Annotated in this window: 17 protein-coding genes and 1 pseudogene; 4 read left to right on the top strand and 14 right to left on the bottom strand. The window is 70.1% G+C overall.

The annotated features are described in order from the left end of the window. From O6P37_RS27540 to O6P37_RS27515, 6 genes and pseudogenes are all read right to left on the bottom strand, one after another. Positions 1 to 177, bottom strand: a pseudogene (locus O6P37_RS27540) (hypothetical protein); the annotation flags it as partial. A gap of 65 nt (positions 178 to 242) precedes the next feature. Further along, positions 243 to 755 carry an MBOE_33420 family protein gene (locus tag O6P37_RS27535; protein WP_269897054.1) on the bottom strand — a complete coding sequence of 171 codons (513 nt, stop codon included), beginning with the start codon at positions 753 to 755 and terminating at the stop codon, positions 243 to 245. 49 nt (positions 756 to 804) lie between these two features. Continuing rightward, positions 805 to 2,277 carry a sodium:solute symporter gene (locus O6P37_RS27530; RefSeq protein WP_269897053.1) on the bottom strand — a complete coding sequence of 491 codons (1,473 nt, stop codon included), beginning with the start codon at positions 2,275 to 2,277 and terminating at the stop codon, positions 805 to 807. A 13-nt stretch (positions 2,278 to 2,290) separates the two neighbouring features. Continuing rightward, positions 2,291 to 3,895 carry a thiamine pyrophosphate-binding protein gene (locus O6P37_RS27525; RefSeq protein WP_269897052.1) on the bottom strand — a complete coding sequence of 535 codons (1,605 nt, stop codon included), beginning with the start codon at positions 3,893 to 3,895 and terminating at the stop codon, positions 2,291 to 2,293. Continuing rightward, complete coding sequence (gene speB / locus O6P37_RS27520; RefSeq protein ID WP_269897051.1) at positions 3,892 to 4,848, bottom strand: agmatinase; 957 nt, start codon at positions 4,846 to 4,848, stop codon at positions 3,892 to 3,894. Before speB ends, O6P37_RS27525 begins: the two co-directional genes overlap by 4 nt. Then, complete coding sequence (locus O6P37_RS27515; RefSeq protein WP_269897050.1) at positions 4,845 to 6,407, bottom strand: purine-cytosine permease family protein; 1,563 nt, start codon at positions 6,405 to 6,407, stop codon at positions 4,845 to 4,847. The genes speB and O6P37_RS27515 overlap by 4 nt, the downstream gene beginning before the upstream one ends. A gap of 211 nt (positions 6,408 to 6,618) precedes the next feature. On the opposite strand from O6P37_RS27515, the gene O6P37_RS27510 reads away from it, so the two are divergent. Beyond that, a complete protein-coding gene (locus O6P37_RS27510) occupies positions 6,619 to 7,515 on the top strand; it encodes an Lrp/AsnC family transcriptional regulator (RefSeq protein WP_269897049.1) in 897 nt (298 codons plus the stop codon). 4 nt (positions 7,516 to 7,519) lie between these two features. On the opposite strand, the gene O6P37_RS27505 is transcribed toward O6P37_RS27510, so the two are convergent. Both O6P37_RS27505 and O6P37_RS27500 read right to left on the bottom strand, forming a co-directional pair. After that, positions 7,520 to 9,085: a S8 family peptidase gene (locus tag O6P37_RS27505; RefSeq protein ID WP_269897048.1), complete on the bottom strand. Its 1,566-nt coding sequence runs from the start codon at positions 9,083 to 9,085 to the stop codon at positions 7,520 to 7,522. Between the two features lie 88 nt (positions 9,086 to 9,173). After that, positions 9,174 to 9,572, bottom strand: a complete 399-nt coding sequence (locus tag O6P37_RS27500; protein ID WP_269897047.1) for an SRPBCC family protein — start codon at positions 9,570 to 9,572, stop codon at positions 9,174 to 9,176. A 116-nt stretch (positions 9,573 to 9,688) separates the two neighbouring features. Here O6P37_RS27500 and O6P37_RS27495 point away from each other — a divergent pair, with 116 nt between their 5' ends. After that, on the top strand, positions 9,689 to 10,105 hold the full coding sequence (locus tag O6P37_RS27495) for a hypothetical protein (protein ID WP_269897046.1): 417 nt from the start codon (positions 9,689 to 9,691) through the stop codon (positions 10,103 to 10,105). Positions 10,106 to 10,128: 23 nt separating this feature from the next. Here O6P37_RS27495 and O6P37_RS27490 read toward each other — a convergent pair whose 3' ends face one another. The 5 genes from O6P37_RS27490 to O6P37_RS27470 all read right to left on the bottom strand — a co-directional run bounded on the left by O6P37_RS27490 (position 10,129) and on the right by O6P37_RS27470 (position 13,977). Beyond that, the gene (locus tag O6P37_RS27490; RefSeq protein WP_408633266.1) at positions 10,129 to 10,755 is read right to left on the bottom strand and encodes an O-methyltransferase; all 627 of its coding nucleotides are present in this window, start codon (positions 10,753 to 10,755) and stop codon (positions 10,129 to 10,131) included. 43 nt (positions 10,756 to 10,798) lie between these two features. After that, the gene (locus tag O6P37_RS27485) at positions 10,799 to 11,299 is read right to left on the bottom strand and encodes a TIGR04338 family metallohydrolase (protein ID WP_269897044.1); all 501 of its coding nucleotides are present in this window, start codon (positions 11,297 to 11,299) and stop codon (positions 10,799 to 10,801) included. Beyond that, positions 11,296 to 12,045 carry a DUF2786 domain-containing protein gene (locus tag O6P37_RS27480; protein WP_264014580.1) on the bottom strand — a complete coding sequence of 250 codons (750 nt, stop codon included), beginning with the start codon at positions 12,043 to 12,045 and terminating at the stop codon, positions 11,296 to 11,298. The genes O6P37_RS27485 and O6P37_RS27480 overlap by 4 nt, the downstream gene beginning before the upstream one ends. Positions 12,046 to 12,139: 94 nt before the next feature. After that, positions 12,140 to 13,132 (bottom strand): alpha/beta fold hydrolase, encoded by a 993-nt coding sequence (locus O6P37_RS27475; RefSeq protein ID WP_269897043.1) that lies wholly within the window; start codon positions 13,130 to 13,132, stop codon positions 12,140 to 12,142. A 5-nt stretch (positions 13,133 to 13,137) separates the two neighbouring features. Further along, positions 13,138 to 13,977 (bottom strand): alpha/beta hydrolase, encoded by an 840-nt coding sequence (locus tag O6P37_RS27470; protein ID WP_269897042.1) that lies wholly within the window; start codon positions 13,975 to 13,977, stop codon positions 13,138 to 13,140. Between the two features lie 19 nt (positions 13,978 to 13,996). Between O6P37_RS27470 and O6P37_RS27465 the strand changes: the two genes are divergently transcribed. Further along, positions 13,997 to 15,034 (top strand): sigma-70 family RNA polymerase sigma factor, encoded by a 1,038-nt coding sequence (locus O6P37_RS27465; protein ID WP_269897041.1) that lies wholly within the window; start codon positions 13,997 to 13,999, stop codon positions 15,032 to 15,034. On the opposite strand, the gene O6P37_RS27460 is transcribed toward O6P37_RS27465, so the two are convergent. Next, positions 15,031 to 15,717 carry a hypothetical protein gene (locus O6P37_RS27460; protein ID WP_269897040.1) on the bottom strand — a complete coding sequence of 229 codons (687 nt, stop codon included), beginning with the start codon at positions 15,715 to 15,717 and terminating at the stop codon, positions 15,031 to 15,033. The two genes, O6P37_RS27465 and O6P37_RS27460, sit on opposite strands and share 4 nt — an antisense overlap. 140 nt (positions 15,718 to 15,857) lie before the next feature. Between O6P37_RS27460 and O6P37_RS27455 the strand changes: the two genes are divergently transcribed. Next, the gene (locus O6P37_RS27455) at positions 15,858 to 16,982 is read left to right on the top strand and encodes an NDMA-dependent alcohol dehydrogenase (protein WP_269897039.1); all 1,125 of its coding nucleotides are present in this window, start codon (positions 15,858 to 15,860) and stop codon (positions 16,980 to 16,982) included. The last annotated feature ends 1 nt before the right edge of the window (position 16,983 follow it).

The raw sequence follows: 16,983 nt of genomic DNA, 5'->3' as shown, positions 1-16,983 counted from the left end.
CGACCGCGCGCCCGTCATGCCCCACAACCCGTCGCGGTCGATCTCGGCGACGATCTCCACCAGCCGCCCGTCGATCGCATTGCGCTGACCGCACAGCTCCGCGATCTCGTCGAACAACACCGCCAGCCGGTCCTTCGGCCTCACCGAAGGAGCGAAAGCTGTTGCGCTCGACGACATGACCCCATCATCGCAGAGGGGTCCGACACGTCAGCCCGACAAATCTCGGCCTGCGCGATCGGCTCCTAGCGCGGCGGCGGATCGATCGGCGTCATGCTGATCGGCACCCAGTGCGTGCCCGGTCCCTCGCCCGGGCAGCCGGCTCCCCCGACGACGAGTGTGCGCTCACCGTGAAAGCCGCCGTCCGGCTGTGGGATCCAATAGTCCGAGCGCCGCGACGGCACTCCGCTGTTCGGGTCGGTTCGTTGGCAGAGGTATGGCTGCTCGCCGCTGGTCTCCCACCGGCCGTTGTTCCAGCGGTACTCGAATTGTGCTGGAGCGCTCGGATTGCGGGCCTTGTCGCCGCTGTTGTCCATCCGCATGACACATCCGTTCACGTCGCAGTGGGTGCTGAACTCGACCGGGAACGTCTTCGACTCCATCGGTGTCGGCACGCCGTTGAACGTCTGCTTCGAGAAGTCGACGAACACGCCGTAGAAGCCGTACGCCGGAACCGGTTCGACGCGGTCCGCATGAGCCGCAGGTGTGCTGAGCATCGCCGCGCACGCGACGATGGCGGCGACCGATGCTGTTCTCATATCTGTCGATAACACATGAACGCCCATCGTCACTGCCGAATGCGCGCTTTCAGGTGCCGACGTGTTCCCGGTCGGTCCCGTCGCGGCCGGCCAGCCGGTCGTCCCACACCTGCAGCACCTCCGCCGGAGTGCGCTTCGTCAGCAGGCTGCCTGCGACGTAGGCGATCAGACTGGCGGCCAGACCGTAGTAGATCGGCTCATTGGCCATGACGTCGCCGACGACGAACATCGTGCCGAGCGTGACGACGGTGCCCACCGCCATCGAGCACAGTGCGCCGGTGCCGGTCGCCCGCTTCCACACGAACCCGCCGAGAATCGCGACCAGCAGTCCGCCGACGAGGATGTCGTAGGCGATGGTGAGGGCGGCCACCACGTCGTTGAGCAGTGCGGCGATCACGATCACGACGATGCCGAAGACGACGACGTAGCGTCGGTCGGAGTGCAGGTCGTCCCGGCGCTCGCCCTCGGCGGCCGGGGTGCGGCCGATCAGCCTGGCCAGCAGCGGAGTCACGTCGGTGCGGGCGACGGTGGCGGTGGCGATCAGCGCACCCGAAGCCGTCGACATCATCGCGGCGACGGCGGCAGCGAGCACGAGCCCGCTGATGCCCACCGGGAGGATCGACTCGGCGATCTGGGCGTACACGTCGTCGCTGACTTCGACGTCGGGCAGGAACGTCGACGCCGCCATGCCGATCACCGCTCCGGCGACGCCGTACAGCAGGCAGTACGCGGCCGCCGTCGTGCCGCCCCACTTCGCCACGCCGGGCGATCGAGCGGTGAACACCCGTTGCCAGATGTCCTGTCCGATCAGCATGCCGAAGCTGTACACCACGAAGAACGTGATGATCGTCGGCATTCCGATGGCGCCGAGGTCGAACACCGCGTCGCCGGCCCGCTCGCGGATGCCGTCGAACCCGCCCGCCTTGCTGAGCGTGAAGGGCAGCAGCAGGGCGAAGATGCCGATCGTCTTGAGGATGAACTGCACCATGTCGGTGAGCGTGATCGACCACATCCCGCCGATCGACGAATAGAGCATCACCGTGACCCCGCCGATGATGACCGACACCGTGCGAGTGGTGCCGAACAGCACGTTGAACACCGTGGCGTAGGCGATGGTCGACGTCACCGACAGCATCAACGTGTAGGCGACCATCACGATCCCGGACGCCGAGGTGGCGTCGATCCCGTAGCGCAGCCGCAGCATCTGCGCGACGGTGTACACCTTCAGTCGCTGGATCCGGCCTGCGAAGAACAGGCTCAGTGCCAGCAGGCCGACCGAGATGGCGACCACCAGCCACATGCCGGAGATGCCGTACTCGTAGCCGAGTCCGACACCGCCCACGGTCGAGGCCCCGCCGAGCACCACGGCGGCCATCGTCCCGGTGTAGAGCGTCGGCCCGAGGCGCCGGCCGGCGACCAGGAAGTCGGCCGAGTCCTTGGTCCTCGTCTTGCCCCAGAAGCCGAATGCCAGCATGGCCAGCAGATAGACGACGATGATGGCGATGTCGAGCGGCTTACCCATGGTGGACTCCTGTTCAGGTGGCAGCGAACATCCGCAGCAGCGCGGGCAGGACGACGACCGCGGGACCGCGCGTCGTGAAGGTGCCGGCGACGATCTCGCCGACGGTGTCGAGCGTCGCCAGATGTGCAGGCACGCCGAAACTCTCGGCGAGGGCGACGAAGTCCGGCCGTGCGAGTTCGGTGGCGGTGGCCTTGCCGAACGCTCCGGTCATGTACTCGCGCAGGATGCCGTACCCGCCGTCGTCGACGATCAGCCACGTGACGTCGGCGTCGTGCTGACGGGCGGTGGCGAGTTCGGCGATCGAGTACATGGCGCCGCCGTCACCGGACACGGCCAGCGTCCGCGTGCCCGTGCCGATCGCCGCAGCCACCGCGGCTGGGAAGGCGAAGCCGAGTCCGCCGGCGCCCTGCGCCGAGTGGAACTCGCCGTCGCAGGGGTCCCATGCCGACCACGCCCAGTAGGCCGCGATCGTCATGTCCCAGAATGTCTGCGCCGCAGCTGGTGTCGCGGCGCGCAGGTCACGCATGAGGGCGAGTTCCGCCGCGAGGTCCTGCCCGGCGAGTCTGCCCTGCACCGCCTCTCGCAGACGCGCGGCCACGCGCGCGCCGGATTCGCGCGGACGCACGGAGAGCGGTTCGGTCGAAAGCGCTCCGAGCGCCGTGGCGGCGTCGGCGTGTATCGCCAGCGCGGGATGGTTCGCCTCGAGCACGCGGACCTCGGCGTCGATGTGGATCAGCCGGCCGCGCGGCGCGAACGTGAAGTAATTGCTCGTCACCTCGCCGATCGCGGTGCCCACGACGAGCAGCACGTCGGCGTCCTCGAGCAGTTCGGTGGTGTACCGGTCCTCGATCCACGATCCGGCCGAAAGTGGATGGTCGAAGGGGATCGCGCCCTTTCCACCGACCGTCGACACCACGGGCGCGTCCAGCGTCTCGGCCAGTGCGACCAGCGCACGAGGACCGCCGGACGATCGGCGCACGCCGCCGCCCGCAAGGATCACCGGTCGTTGCGCGGTGTTCAGCAGCGCCCCGGCTTCCCGGACGAGATCCCATCGCGGCGCGCGTTGCACGGCAGCACCTCCGACCGGGCCGACCGCCGGCACGTCGGTGGGCTCGACCAGTACGTCCTGCGGGATCTCCACCCACGTCGGGCCCGCCGGTGCGGACCGGGCCAGTGCCCAGGCGTCGGCGAGCAGGCTGGGCAGCTGACCGGCGTTGCGGGCCAGGGCCGTGCTCTTGGTGACGTTGAGGGCGCTGCGCTGCTGGTCGTCGAGTTGGTGAAGCATGCCGCGGCGCAGTCCGATTCCGGCGCGCGGCACCTGGCTGGCGATCACCAGCAGCGGCACGCCGGTGGCGTAGGCCTCCTGCAGGGCGCCGAGCGCGGTCAGGGCTCCCGGACCGGTCGACAGGAACAGCACGCCGACCTCGCCGGTGGCGCGGGCGTAACCGTCGGCGCCGAAGGCCGAGTTGTTCTCGACGCGCGAGCTGACGAAGGTCAGGTCGCTGCGCCCGATCGCGTCGAACAGCGCGAGCGCGTTCTGCCCGGGGATGCCGAAGACGTGCGAAACACCGAGTGCCGTCAGAGTTTCGACGACGACGTCACCACCGGTCCGGGTCACCCGCCATTCTCCTCGTGGCGCATCGCCAGCAGTGACACCAGGTCATAGGCGACGTGCGAGGCTGCGACGCCGGTGATCTCGGCGTGGTCGTAGGCCGGTGCGACCTCGACGACGTCGGCGCCGATAAGGTTGAGTCCGCGGAAGCCGCGCAGGATCTCGAGCAGTTCGCGGCTGGTCATCCCGCCGGCCTCGGGTGTCCCGGTGCCCGGCGCGTGGGCCGGGTCGAGCACGTCGATGTCGATGGACACGTAGACGGGCCGGTTGCCCAGGCGCTGGCGCAGCTTGTCGACGACCTCCCGCACGCCCTGGTAGTAGACGTCGGACGAGGTGACGATGCCGAAGCCGAAACGGCGGTCGTCCTCGAGGTCCTTCTTGCCGTACAGCGGCCCGCGCGTGCCGACGTGTGACAGCGCCTCGGTGTCGAGGATGCCCTCCTCGACGGCGCGCCGGAACGGGGTGCCGTGGGTGTACTCGGCGCCGAAGTAGGTGTCCCACGTGTCGAGGTGGGCATCGAAGTGCACCAGCGCGACCGGCCCGTGCCTCTGTGCGGCGGCGCGCAGCAGCGGCAGTGCGATGGTGTGGTCGCCGCCGATGGTGACGAGGCTCGTGCCGCCGGCCGTGAGGTCGACCGCCGCGGCCTCGATGGTCTCGATCGCCTCGTTGATGTTGAACGGGTTCACCGCGATGTCACCGGCGTCGGCCACCTGGGCGATGTCGAACGGCGACACGTCCAGTGCCGGGTGGTACGGCCGCAGCAGCCGCGAAGCCTCCCGCACGTGATTGGGGCCGAAGCGGGCGCCGGGCCGGTAGGACACCCCGGAGTCGAACGGCACGCCCACCACGGCGACGTCCGCGCGCGGCACCTGGTCGAGCCGCGGCAACCGGGCGAAGGAGGCGGGTCCGGCGAAGCGCGGCGTCTTCGACGCGTCGATCGGGCCGATGGGCGTGGTCATGCGGAAACCTCCTGACTGTCAACGTCGTTCACCGTCGTGATCGGGATGCCTGCGGCGGGCCCGGCCGGGAAGAACCGTGGGCCGTCGGGGCCGAAGGCGTCGGCCGGTTCGGGGAAGAGTCGCAGCAACGCCGGGTACAGCACGGCGGCCAGCCCGAGCCCGACCGGGATGGACAGGTCGATGCCGCCGGCGAGATCGCCGAGCGGACCGACGAACTGGCCGGGCAGGTTGACGAAGCAGATACTCATGGCCGCCGACACCAGCCAGGCGCCCAGGCCGCGCCAGTTCCAGCCGTGGTCGAACCAGTACCGCCCGCCGCGCTGCCTGCGGTTGAACACCTGCAGGGCATCGGAGTCGTACCAGCCGCGCCGGGCCACCCAGCCGATCATCATGACGACCATCCACGGCGCCGTGCAGATGACGATCAGGACCGCGAACGTCGAGATGCTCTGCACGACGTTGAATGCGAACCGGCCGACGAAGATGAACGCGATCGCGATGAGGCCGACGAGCACCGTCGCCTGCACGCGGCTGAATCTCGGGAAGACACTGGAGAAGTCGAGGCCGGTGCCGTACAGCGCCGTGGTGCCGGTCGACATGCCGCCGATCAGCGCGATCAGGCACACCGGCACGAAGTACCAGCCGGGCGACACGTCGAGCAGGCCGCCGATGTAGTCGCCCTCGTCGATGAACTGCGGCGCGGTGGTAGCGACGACGGTGGCGGTGACGAGACCGAACAGGAACGGCACCAGGGTGGCGATCTGCGCGAGGAACGCCGCGGTCATCGACTTCCAGGCCGGCGTCCCGCGGGGGATGTACCGGGACCAGTCACCGAGGAACGCACCGAAGCTCACCGGGTTGGACATGACGATCAACGCGGCGCCGACGAACGACGGCAGGTACAGCGCGTTGGTGGCGGCGTCCGCGCCGTCGCCGTAGATGCCGGGATAGCCGGGGTCGAACGTGCCGCCGAACGCGATGATCCCGAGCAGGAACAGCACGGTGGCGGCGACGACGGCGATCTTGTTGACCAGCAGCATGAACTGGAAGCCGTACACGCAGACGACGAGGACGAGCAGCGCGAAGATCCCGTAAGCCACCCCGACTGCGACATCGCTCTGGGGCAGGCCGGTCACCCGGTTCGCGCCGCCGACGAGCACGTCGCCGGACGTCCACACCGAGATCGAGAAGAAGGCCACCGCGGTCAGCAGCGACAGGAAGGATCCGACCACCCGGCCGTGCACGCCAAGGTGCGCCGAGGACGAGACGGCGTTGTTCGTGCCGTTGCGCGGACCGAACAGCGCCATCGGCGCCAGGATCGCCGCGCCGAGGACGACGCCGAGGAGGGTGGCCAGCAGCGCGTCGCGGAACGACAACCCGAAGATGATCGGGAAGCTGCCGAGGACGACCGTCGCGATGGTGTTGGCGCCGCCGAAGGTCAGCCGGAACAGATCGAGGGGTCGGGCGGTGCGTTCCCGATCCGGAATCGGCTCGACGCCGTGCGCCTCGACCTCGGTCACCTTGGGCGGTGCGACGGGCGGCACTGCGTCGGTGGCCATGGCGCCCCTCTCGTGGTGTGGTGGGGGTCACGCTAGGACCGTCGGTGGGCACTCGCAAGCGATTCATTCGTTACAGCGACGTTTCTGATCACGATGTGCCAGCAGCGGGGAATTATCTGCGTCATAGTGATCGTCTGAGGTCTTCTACACGCCGTTTATGCCGCTAAGTGCAGGCCGAAAAAATCTCGAACCGATTGGAGCAACGGGAGTCGTGGACGAGGTCGATGAAGAGATTGTCGAGCTCCTCGAGGTCGACGGCCGGATGACCCATCGCGACATCGCCCGTGCGGTCGGTCTGTCGCGCTCCGCGGCGGCGGCACGCGTGCAACGGCTCATCACGTCCGGGCAGGTCGTGATCCGGGGGGCCGTGCACCCCGCCGTGCTGGGCCGCGGCGTGCTCGCACACGTCAGCGTCGCCGTGCACGGCCCCGCTGCGCCGGTCGCCCGGCGGCTGGCCCGCCGCGCCGACGTGCCGTTCCTCTCGCTGATCAGCGGCGCGCACGGACTGGTCGCCGAGGTCCGGTCGGCCTCACCGCTGGACATCGACGCCGCCGTCGCCGAAGTGCGCGCGCTGCCGGGGGTGTCGGCCGTGGACACCCTGAGCTACGTGGAGGTGGTGCGCGACGTGGTCGGCCCCGTCGGTGAGGTCGGGACCGAGGTGGACGACACCGACCGGGCACTGCTGACGCGACTGCAGGAGGACGGCCGCGCGTCCTATGTGGATCTGGCCGCAGCGGTGGGACTGTCCGCGGCGGGCGCGCGGCGACGCGTCGTGCGGCTGCTCGAGTCGAAGGTGGTCCGCGTCGGCGCCGTGGTGCGGCACTCCGGTCAGGACCGGCAGAGCGCGATGGGGATGGGCATCCGGCTGGCCGGCTGCCATCAGGACGTGGTGGCGGCGTTGGCCGCGATGTCGTCGGTCATCTTCATCGCCCGCACACTCGGCCGCTTCGACGTCTTGATCACGGTGCGGGCCTTCTCGGCCGGCCAGCTGGTCGACGTGCTCGACACGGTGCGCGCACTGCCGGGGGTGCGGGGACTGGAGAGCTGGGCACACCTCGAGGTGGTCAAGGAGAGCTACGCGTCGGGACTGGAGTCGTCGAACCCGTGAGTGCTCAGCCGCGGACGGTCCGGCGGTCGACGCCGAGCCAGCGGGACAGCTCCGGATCCATCACGGCCGCAGCCAGTTGCGGCGACACCGCCGCCGTCGGCGCCGACTCCTGGCCGCCTGCGACCGCGTGAGCCAGGACGGCCGCCACGATCTCCGGGCCGAACCGGTGCAGATCCACCGAATCGGCGGCCGTCGCGCCCACCGTCTCGGCGAGCAGTGACACGACGCTGCCTGCCGGAGCCTGCGCAACGCCCTGTGCGAGCGTCACCGTCTCGAGCCCGGCGTCGAGGTCGAAGTCGGCGCCGAGCAGCGCTTCGGCGTCGATGATGCCCGCACCCATCTCGCCGGAATCCCACCCCGGCGGCCGCCGGGCCGTCCCCTTCGCCAGCCGCATGAACATTCCCTGCACCGTCTCGCCGCGGGCCCGCGCCTCGGCGATGAGCGCGTCGCGGCCGTGGTGAGCCAGCCACAGTGCGGCGACACCTGCGGTCAGCGCGACCGCGAAGCTGGTGCCCTGTCCCTGGGCGACGCCGCCGTCTCGGTCCGCCCGCCACACGTTCTGCGCGGGCGCCGAGATGTCGACCGTTGACCCGCGGCAGGTGCCCGGCCACAGTCCGTCGCGGACATCGACACCCGCTACCGCGACGCACTCGTCGTAGCGCGCGGGGAACACCACCCGCCGTATACAGTTTCCCGCCGCCGCGAGCACGATGACGTTGCCGGCCACCGCCCGCCGCATCGCGTCGTGCAGTGAGAACGACGGGAGCCCGCCGAGACTCATCGTTATGACGTGCGCATCGTTGCGGACCGCCCAGTCGACGGCCTTCGCGACGGACACCTGGGTCACCAGGGCCACGCTCTCGATCGCCCGGATCGGCATGTGCCGGGCGGCGGGGGCCGATCCGACCACCGTCAGCGAGATCGGCGAGACGACCACACTCGCCGTCGCGGTGCCGTGGCCCGGGTTGAAGCCGTCGAGCGGGTCGGTGGGATCGCCGTCGTCGTCAAGGGTGTCGAAGCCGCCGGCGCGGTCCACGCCTTCGAGTTCCGGATGCGGGATCACCCCGGTGTCCGGCTGGGCGATGACGATGCCCGAGCCCGCGGCCGGACGGCCCTGTGATTCCGAGAGCGCCCACGCCTCCCGCGCGCGGATGGCGGCCAGCGCCCAGTCCGCCGCGAGCGCCGGTTCGAGCGGCTCGTTGCAGCCCAGCACCGCGCCGAGGCTCTCCTGCACCGGCTCGGCGGGATCGGTCTCCGGGAAGAACGCCGTCGGCAGATCGGGTTCGGCAGCCGGTGAGCCGACGGCGTCGGCCAGGACGTAGGCCGCCGAGAACGCGGCCGCGGGTGACGCTCCGTCGAGTGCGCGGTCCGGCATCTCGACCACGAGCACCTGCTCGCTCAGTGCCGTCACGGTCACCGCCAGATCCGCGCACGCCTCCCGCACCGTGGCGGACATCGCATCCGCATGCTGACCGTCGCCCATCTCGACCGCGAATCGTGCTGGCGCGCCGCTACTTCCAGGCACCCTCGGTACGGTGGCCGCTTCGAGTGCTTCGGTGACTGCCCGCATGTCCCACCTCCGCGTCGGTCACCTCAGCATGACACCGGCACACGCCGCGAGGTTCGATGTGCGCGAAGTGTGCGTCAACGGGCGGTGCTCAGTGCCCGGTCACCATCCGGTCGATGCGGCGCAGTGCGATCGACAGCACGGGCAGATAGGCGCCCGCCCACACCGGCGCGGCCATGCTCGCCAGCGCACCGCGGTCGTGCGGCACGACGCTGTGCCGGGTCGCCGGGACGCCGGCGACCTGCCACGACCAGCTGCGGCCGGGTTCGAACTCGGTGATGGTGAACGGCAGCGGGACACCGACCGGGGTCCAGACCTTGCCGCGCTCGCCGAGCCCCAGTTCGTCGCCGTCGAGCAGCTTCGCACCCGAGACGGTGGGGCCCCATTCCGGCCAGCGGTTCAGGTCGGTCAGCACCGACCAGACCGCGGCCGGTGACGCGCGGATCACCCGGTCCACCGAGAGCATGCCGCTGCGCAGCGCGAAATTCATGCCGTGGCGATGCCCTGGTCTCCCGCTCGCCAAACGCTCGCGGGCCGGATTCGAGTCGCGCCTCGTTGGGTACTGGAGACCCAGTCCTGAGATCCCCCCACAGAAATCGAGCACAGATGCCTGCCCTGCGCACCGCCCGCCGTTTCCCCCTCACCGTCGGCGCCGCCGCCATCGCCGCGAGTGCGCTGCTCGCCGCCTGTGGCGGCGGTGACGGCGAGTCCTCGGAGAGCAGCACCTCGAGCACCACCACCACGACCACCACCTCGGTGACGCCGCCCACGATGACGCCGAGCAGCGCCCCTGCGCCGGCACCGGCGCCCCCGGGTGCGGGAGCGGGCCCCGGTGGAGCGACGGCGCAGGTGCCCGGCGCCGACACGGGTGCGGGAGCGGGACCGGGCGGTGCGACCGCACAGGTGCCCGGCGCCGACGCCGGCGCGGGTCCCGGTGGCGCGACTGTTCAGGTCCCGGGGGCCGAGGCGGGCGCCGGACCGGGCGGGGCCGGCGCGTGCGTCGGACCCATCTGCACTCCCTGACGCCTCCGCTGGATGTACTGCGGCTAGACGACCACCGCGACAGCGAAGCCGTCCCAATTCTTGGTGCCGACCGTCTGGATCGCGGCGGCGTCCAGCCGCGGGTGGTCGCCGATCATCTCGAGCATGTCGCGCACCGCGCGGGCCTGCCGGTCGTCGGGCGCCGGATCCAGCACCCGGCCCATCCGGGTGACGTTGTCTACCACGATGACCGAACCCGGATGGCCGATCTGGACCGCCCACTCGACATAGGCGACGTTGTTCTCCTTGTCGGCGTCGATGAACACCAGGTCGAACGGGTCACCGTCGGCGAGCGTGGGCAGGGTTTCCAGGGCGGCGCCGACGATCACCTCGACCCGGTCGGCGACGCCGGCGCGGGCGAGGTTGGCCCGCGCCACCTCGGCGTGCGCGGGTTCGAACTCCAGCGTGACGACGTGGCCGCCCGCCCCGACACCGCGGGCAAGGTTGATGGTGCTGTAGCCGGCGAGCGTGCCGATCTCGAGAACGCGGTGCGCTCCGCTGATCGCCGTGAGAAGTCGCAGCAGCGCCCCGTGCTGCGCCGACACCTCGATCGCCGGCATGTTCGCCGCGCTCGCCGACTCCCTCGCGGCGATCAGCGCGTCGTCCTCGGTGTGCAGCAGCGCGGTGAACATCTCGTCGACGGCGCGTGGATCCGGCTCGGTCACCGGCCACACGTTAGCCGAACCGCACCCCCTCGTTGGCGTACACGACCCGCAGCACATGGCCGACCTCCGGGCCCATCACGGCCTCGGTGAGCGCGCAGTAGGTGGCGACGAACTCCGGCCCGTGCGGCGGCTCGGCGTCGCACAGGTGGTGCGCGATCTCGTGCAGCACCACCAGTTCGCGCAGCGCCCAGGTGCTCTGCCGCTCGGGCACCGCGATGACCGCGCCGGCGCCGGTGCGCTCGTAGTGGGCGGCGGTGACACCGCGGCGGGCCCGCACCGACAGCCCGCCCGCGGCCGGCCAGCGTTCCCGCACGGCCGGCAGGGCGAGCACGTCGTCGACGTAGCGCCGCACCGACGGCACCGACGCGAAGCGGCCCTCCGGCGGCAGGGTCAGGTGGGCGCCGAAGAACTCGACGACGGGGTTGTTCCGCTCGGCGGCACGGTCGAACAGCGTCCGTACGAACTGTTCGGCCGCATACACCTTCGCGCGCTGGGTGTCGCGGGGCGTCACTTCTCCAGGGCGGTGCGCGCGCCGGCGAATTCGGTGTTCGCTCCCAGCCGCGCCCGTCGTCCCGCCCGGTCGCCCGCACGCCGCGCGGCCGAGGAATATCCGGCCGTCGCACTGGTGGCCCGCCAGGTGCCGCGGGCCTGGGACGCCTCCCGGTAGAAGCTCTTGAGTTCGATGTCCTTGTCGCGCAGGGCGATCGCGGTGCCGGGCCGGCTGTCGCGGGATCTGGTGGCCTCGGCCCGGGCCTCGTCGCGTGCCTCGGCCAGCCGCTGTCCGATCCGTGCACCGAAGGCCAGCTGGAAGTTGAGCCGTGCGGTGATGGTCGGCGTCGGCCGGTGTGCGCCCGAGTTGATGTAGTTGTTCGAGGCCTGCACCATCTGCATCACCAGGCTGGCGTACAGCGCGTGGGTGGTGTCGATGTCCTCGGCGAATCCGTAGGCGTAGACGAACGTCGAGTTGGACGCGACGTCGCATTTGACGTCGTTGGCGGCGGCGATCACCACGAACAACTGCACGTAGGTGCGCAGCCCGCGGGCGCCCGCGTTGCCGATGGTGATGGTGCGCTGCACCGGCATCTGCGCCTTGGTCTTGCTGTCCGCGTGGCTGCGCGCCACCGCCAGGTCGATGGACGTGGCGGTGGCCAGGCGCTGCGCGGCGGCCATGAAGGCCTCCGCCTCGTGGGCGTTGTCGGTGCCCTCCGCCTGGCGGAGCAGTGCGGCGATGCGCGCCAGCATCTTGTCGTCTGTCATGGCGGTCAGATTATGGATTCGGTGCGACGATTCCGGGGGTGCTGGAACCTGTTGTCCACAGAGCGGTTTTCATCCACAGGCATCACCGGTGAGTCTACTTACCGACGAAGCCGTCCAGTGCGGTGACGAGCTGCGGTGACAGCGGAGCGCCGTTGGCGTAATTGGCGACGTTGTCGGTCGGGTCGTCGCGCAGCACGTGGTTGACGCCCTTGAGCTCCACCACCGTCAGAGCCGTGTGTGCCAGCGCGTCGATGAGCGGGCGCTCGGCGTCGCACTGCGCCTGACCGTCGGCGTCCGAACAGGTGAACAGCACCGGCGTGCCCGCCGGGACACGCTTGGCCAGCGCGACCGGGTCGATGGCGTCGGCCTCGACGACGGCCTTGACGTTGTTGGGGTTGAGCAGGGCGCTGAGCCCCTCCGGCAGTTTCGGCGGCGCGACACCCTTGGTGCGCGCCTCGTCGACGGCGGCCAGCCATGTCCGCAGCACCTCGGGGTTGCCGTTCGCGCGCACGCGGCCGGTGATGATGTCGAGGTAGCGGCCGGGTAGCGGCTGGAAGAGGGCCAGCGAGTGGACCTTCGGCGCGCCGGCCTCCGCCAGCGCCATCGCGTGGATGGCGCCTTCCCCGAGCGCCCACACCGACAGCCGGGCGTCGTCGGTGCCGGGCTGGTCGGCCAGGAAGCGCAGCGCGGCCCTGGCGCCGGTGGTGTACACGGCGCTGCCGACCTCCTTGGGCGCCACGGCGTAGGGGCCGAGGCCGGTCTCGCCGGTGCCGACCTTGTCGTAGCGCAGGCTGGCGACCCCCTTGCCGGACAGGTATTCGGCCAGCTGCCGCATGTTGCCGACCGGACCCGCCACGGCGTTGTCGCCGTTGCGGTCGGTCTGCCCGCTCTCGGAGATCAGTAGTGCGGCGGGCGCGGTGCGGTCCTGCTCGTGGCGGTAGGTGCCGTGGATGGCCAGGCCGTCGGCGGCGAAGGTGACGTCGTCGTCGACCCAGCCCGTGGGCGCGCCGTCGGTGGCGCCGGCCGTGCCGTCGTCGCCGTTCGAGCAGCCGGCCAGCAGCAGCACCGCGACCAGACAGGCCAGCATCCGCCTCACAGCCGGGTCTCGATCCACGCCGTGACGTCGTCGAGGACCAGCGCCTGCTCGGGCTCGTTGAAGACCTCGTGGAACAGCTCGGGGTAGACCTTGAGGTGGACGTCCTCCGACGCGACGCACTCGACCAGCCGGTGGCTGCCCTCGACCGGGATCAGCCGGTCCTTCTCACCGTGCACCACCAGCAGCGGCTTGGTCAGCGCGCCGGCCCGTCGCGGCATGGTCTCGCCGACGCGGAACAGCCCGCGGGCGATCCCGGCGGGCAGCTTGCCGTGGTAGACCAGCGGGTCGGCCTTGTAGGCGGCCACCACCTCGGGGTCGCGGGACACCGCGTCGGCGTCGAGCTGCTCGACCGGCAGGCCCGGCGCGATGCGGCCGAGCGTCTTGCCGACGAAGACCATGAACGGCGAGACGGTGCGCTGGGCGTCGACCGCCGGGCCGGACAGCACCATCGCGGCGTAGTCGGCGGGGTGTTCGACGCCGTAGGCGAAGACGATGCCGCCGCCCATGCTGTGGCCGAGCACGATGCGTTCGAGGTCGGGGTGGTCGGCCGCGGCGATGCCGACGAGGGTGTGGAAGTCCTCGACGTACTCGGAGATGTTCTTGAGGTAGACGCGCTTGCCGCCGGAGCGGCCGTGTCCGCGGTGGTCGAGGGCGTAGACGACGAGTCCGGCCTCGCCGAGGCGCTGCGCCACGTGGTCGTAGCGGCGGGCGTGCTCGGCGTAGCCGTGTGACACCAGCACCACACCCCGCGGCGCCGTCTCCGGCGTCCACACGTCGTAAACGATCCGGACGCCGCCGACGCCGTCGAAGCTCCGTTCGGTGCGGGTGCTGGTCACCACCGGAGGGTAACGGCAGATGGGACGAAGACGCGTGTCGGTTGTCGGCGTCCTCAGTAAGCTCGGCGTCGTGACCGTCCTCGCGCACAGTCTCGACCGGCCCGGCTCAGAAGACGACTTCCTGGCCGACGCCCAGCGGTACCGCCGGGAGTTGACCGCGCACTGCTACCGAATGACCGGATCGCTGCACGACGCCGAAGACCTGGTGCAGGAGACTTACCTGCGGGCGTGGAAGTCCTACAAGGGTTTCGAGGGCAAGTCGTCGGTGCGCACCTGGCTGTACCGCATCGCCACCAACACCTGCCTGACAGCGCTGGAGAGCCGTAAGCGCAGGCCGCTGCCGACGGGTCTCGGAGCGCCCAGTTCGGATCCGTCGGACGAGATCGTGGCCCGCGACGAGGTGCCCTGGCTGGAGCCGATCCCCGACGACTCGACGGACCCGTCGAACATCGTCGGATCGCGGGAGTCGGTGCGGCTGGCGTTCGTCGCGGCGCTTCAGCATCTGCCGCCGCGGCAAAGGGCGGTGCTGGTGTTGCGTGAGGTGCTGCAGTGGAAGGCCGCCGAGGTGGCCGACGCCATCGGGTCGTCGACGGCCGCGGTGAACAGCCTGCTGCAGCGGGCCCGCGCGCAGCTCGACGAGATCGGCCCCAGCGAGGACGACAAGATCGAGCCGCCGGAGTCGCCCGAGGCACAGGACCTGCTCGACCGCTACATCGCGGCCTTCGAGGCCTACGACATGGACGAACTGGTCGAGTTGTTCACCGCGGACGCGATCTGGGAGATGCCGCCGTTCGACGGCTGGTATCAGGGCCCGCAGGAGATCGTGTTGCTGTCGAAGACGCACTGTCCGGCGGAGAACCCAGGCGACATGCGGCTATTGCCGACGATCGCCAACGGTCAGCCGGCCGGGGCGATGTACATGCTCAACCCGGAGTCCGGCCGCCACGAGCCCTTCCAGCTACACGTGCTCGACGTCAGGGCCGGTGCCGGGATCTCGCATGTGGTGGCGTTCCACGCGGCGACATTCCTTGATTTCGGTCTGCCGGCCCACCTCTAGCTCGCAGCGCCGGCCGCTTTGATCTTGGCCACCTGCGTGACGAAGACGTCGTTGAGCATCTCCTTGTTCACCACGACGCGACGCCCGGGTACGCCGGCGTCGCCACCCATCGCGATGGCCATGACGAGGACGTCACCGACCTGTCCGGTGTAGCCCGCCACGGACACCTCGACGGTCTCACTGCCTGCCCGCGCCGTGCTCTTCATCTCGTAACCGACCTGCGCATCGGCTTCGCTGGCCGGAGGGCCGAGCCGCTGCACCGTCGTGTCCGCCCGGACGCCGTCCCGTTCGCTCGAGAAGGTCTTGCATTCGGCCAGCCACTTCTCGGTGTCGGCGACGAGGGTCTCGACGCGTTGCCTGCTGAGGCTGACGAGCACACCGGGCTTGCCCCGCTGCCGGCTGACCATGGCGGCGACCGCACTGGTCAGCGACGTCTTGTCCGACGAATCGCACTCCGGCGGATCGGCCTTCCCCTTCGGTGTGCTCTTGGACTCCTCGGCGATCTGGTCACTGAAGTCCTCGACGCTCCACCCCGTGAACTCGGTCTTCGTGACGAGCAGCGGCGTCAACGACTCGTCGACGGTGACACTCGGGGCGGATTCGGGCTGCCCGGCGCCGTCGCAGCCGGTCAGCAGGACCGATGCGGCGAGGACGACCGCGCTCACCCGGCGGAATCGCGTCATGCGTCGACCGTAAGCCGCCCCGACACCCCTTCGGCGCACGAATTTCCGGAGCTAGGCGGTTGACGCACTCTGCGCATCGAACCCGCAGCTCAGAGTCGCCGATGCGGCAGGTTCTGCAACGTGTTCTATTATCGCGGATCATGAAGACCAAGGGCGCCCTGCTGTGGGAGCTGAACTCCCCGTTCCGCATCGACGAGATCGAGATCGGCGACCCCGTCGACGACGAGGTGCAGATCCGCATGCACGCGGCGGGCATGTGCCACTCCGACTACCACCTGAGCACCGGCGCCACCCCGATCGCCCTGCCCGCCCTCGGCGGCCACGAGGGCGCGGGCGTCATCACCAAGGTCGGCCGCAACGTCACCGGCCTGCAGGAGGGCGACCACGTCATCCTGGCGTTCATCCCCGCCTGCGGTGAGTGCCAGCCCTGCCTCAAGGGCTTCCGGTCCTTGTGTGACCGCGGCGCCCTGCTGCTCGGCGGCAAGGCCATCGCCGACGGGACCAGCCGCGTGCACGCCGGCGGCACCGAGGTGTCGCCGATGAACCTGCTGGGCACCTTCGCCCCGTACATGACCGTGCACAAGGACTCCGTGGTCAAGATCGACGCGGACGTGCCGTTCGAGACCGCGGCGATCCTCGGCTGCGCCGTGCCGACGGGCTTCGGGTCGGCGACCAACATCGCCGAGGTCCAGCCCGGCGAGACGGTGGTGATCGTCGGCGTCGGCGGCATCGGACTCTCGGCGCTGCAGGGCGCCGTCATCTCCGGGGCGCGCAACGTCGTCGCTATCGACCCCGTCGAGTTCAAGCGCGACCAGGCGGTCAAGTTCGGCGCCACCCACGTCTTCACGTCGATGGCCGAGGCGATCGGCCCGGTGCTCGAGCTCACCCACGGCTTCATGGCCGAGAAGACGATCATCGCGGTCGGCGAGATGCGCGGCGAGTACATCGAGGAGGCCATGACGCTGACCGCCAAGACCGGCACCTGCGTGGTGACCGGGATGGGCTCGATGATGGACGTCGACGTCAAGCTCAACCTGTTCCTGTTCACGATGCTGCAGAAGACGTTGAAGGGCAACATCTTCGGCGGCGGGAGCAGCCACGTCGAGACGCCGCGGCTGGTCGGCCTCTACAAGTCGGGATTGCTGAAGGTCGACGAGATGGTGACCACCACCTACCGCCTCGAGGACATCAACCAGGGTTACCAGGACATGCTCGACGGGAAGAACATCCGGGGCGTCATCACGTTCGACGAGTCCGACTGGTGAC

The organism is Mycobacterium hippophais (genome assembly GCF_027529605.1).
GTDB classification, from domain to species: domain Bacteria; phylum Actinomycetota; class Actinomycetes; order Mycobacteriales; family Mycobacteriaceae; genus Mycobacterium; species Mycobacterium arseniciresistens.
The sequence above is the reverse complement of the archived record's forward strand: the minus strand, read 5'-3'. Positions and strand labels throughout refer to the sequence as shown.

Coding starts and splice junctions, on each gene's coding strand:
- O6P37_RS27535 (WP_269897054.1), bottom strand. CDS start 755: ATGAGAACAGCATCGGTCGCCGCCATCGTCGCGTGCGCGGCGATGCTC.
- O6P37_RS27530 (WP_269897053.1), bottom strand. CDS start 2,277: ATGGGTAAGCCGCTCGACATCGCCATCATCGTCGTCTATCTGCTGGCC.
- speB (WP_269897051.1), bottom strand. CDS start 4,848: ATGACCACGCCCATCGGCCCGATCGACGCGTCGAAGACGCCGCGCTTC.
- O6P37_RS27515 (WP_269897050.1), bottom strand. CDS start 6,407: ATGGCCACCGACGCAGTGCCGCCCGTCGCACCGCCCAAGGTGACCGAG.
- O6P37_RS27505 (WP_269897048.1), bottom strand. CDS start 9,085: ATGCGGGCAGTCACCGAAGCACTCGAAGCGGCCACCGTACCGAGGGTG.
- O6P37_RS27500 (WP_269897047.1), bottom strand. CDS start 9,572: ATGAATTTCGCGCTGCGCAGCGGCATGCTCTCGGTGGACCGGGTGATC.
- O6P37_RS27495 (WP_269897046.1), top strand. CDS start 9,689: ATGCCTGCCCTGCGCACCGCCCGCCGTTTCCCCCTCACCGTCGGCGCC.
- O6P37_RS27490 (WP_408633266.1), bottom strand. CDS start 10,755: ATGTTCACCGCGCTGCTGCACACCGAGGACGACGCGCTGATCGCCGCG.
- O6P37_RS27480 (WP_264014580.1), bottom strand. CDS start 12,045: ATGACAGACGACAAGATGCTGGCGCGCATCGCCGCACTGCTCCGCCAG.
- O6P37_RS27475 (WP_269897043.1), bottom strand. CDS start 13,132: ATGCTGGCCTGTCTGGTCGCGGTGCTGCTGCTGGCCGGCTGCTCGAAC.
- O6P37_RS27465 (WP_269897041.1), top strand. CDS start 13,997: ATGGGACGAAGACGCGTGTCGGTTGTCGGCGTCCTCAGTAAGCTCGGC.
- O6P37_RS27460 (WP_269897040.1), bottom strand. CDS start 15,717: ATGACGCGATTCCGCCGGGTGAGCGCGGTCGTCCTCGCCGCATCGGTC.
- O6P37_RS27455 (WP_269897039.1), top strand. CDS start 15,858: ATGAAGACCAAGGGCGCCCTGCTGTGGGAGCTGAACTCCCCGTTCCGC.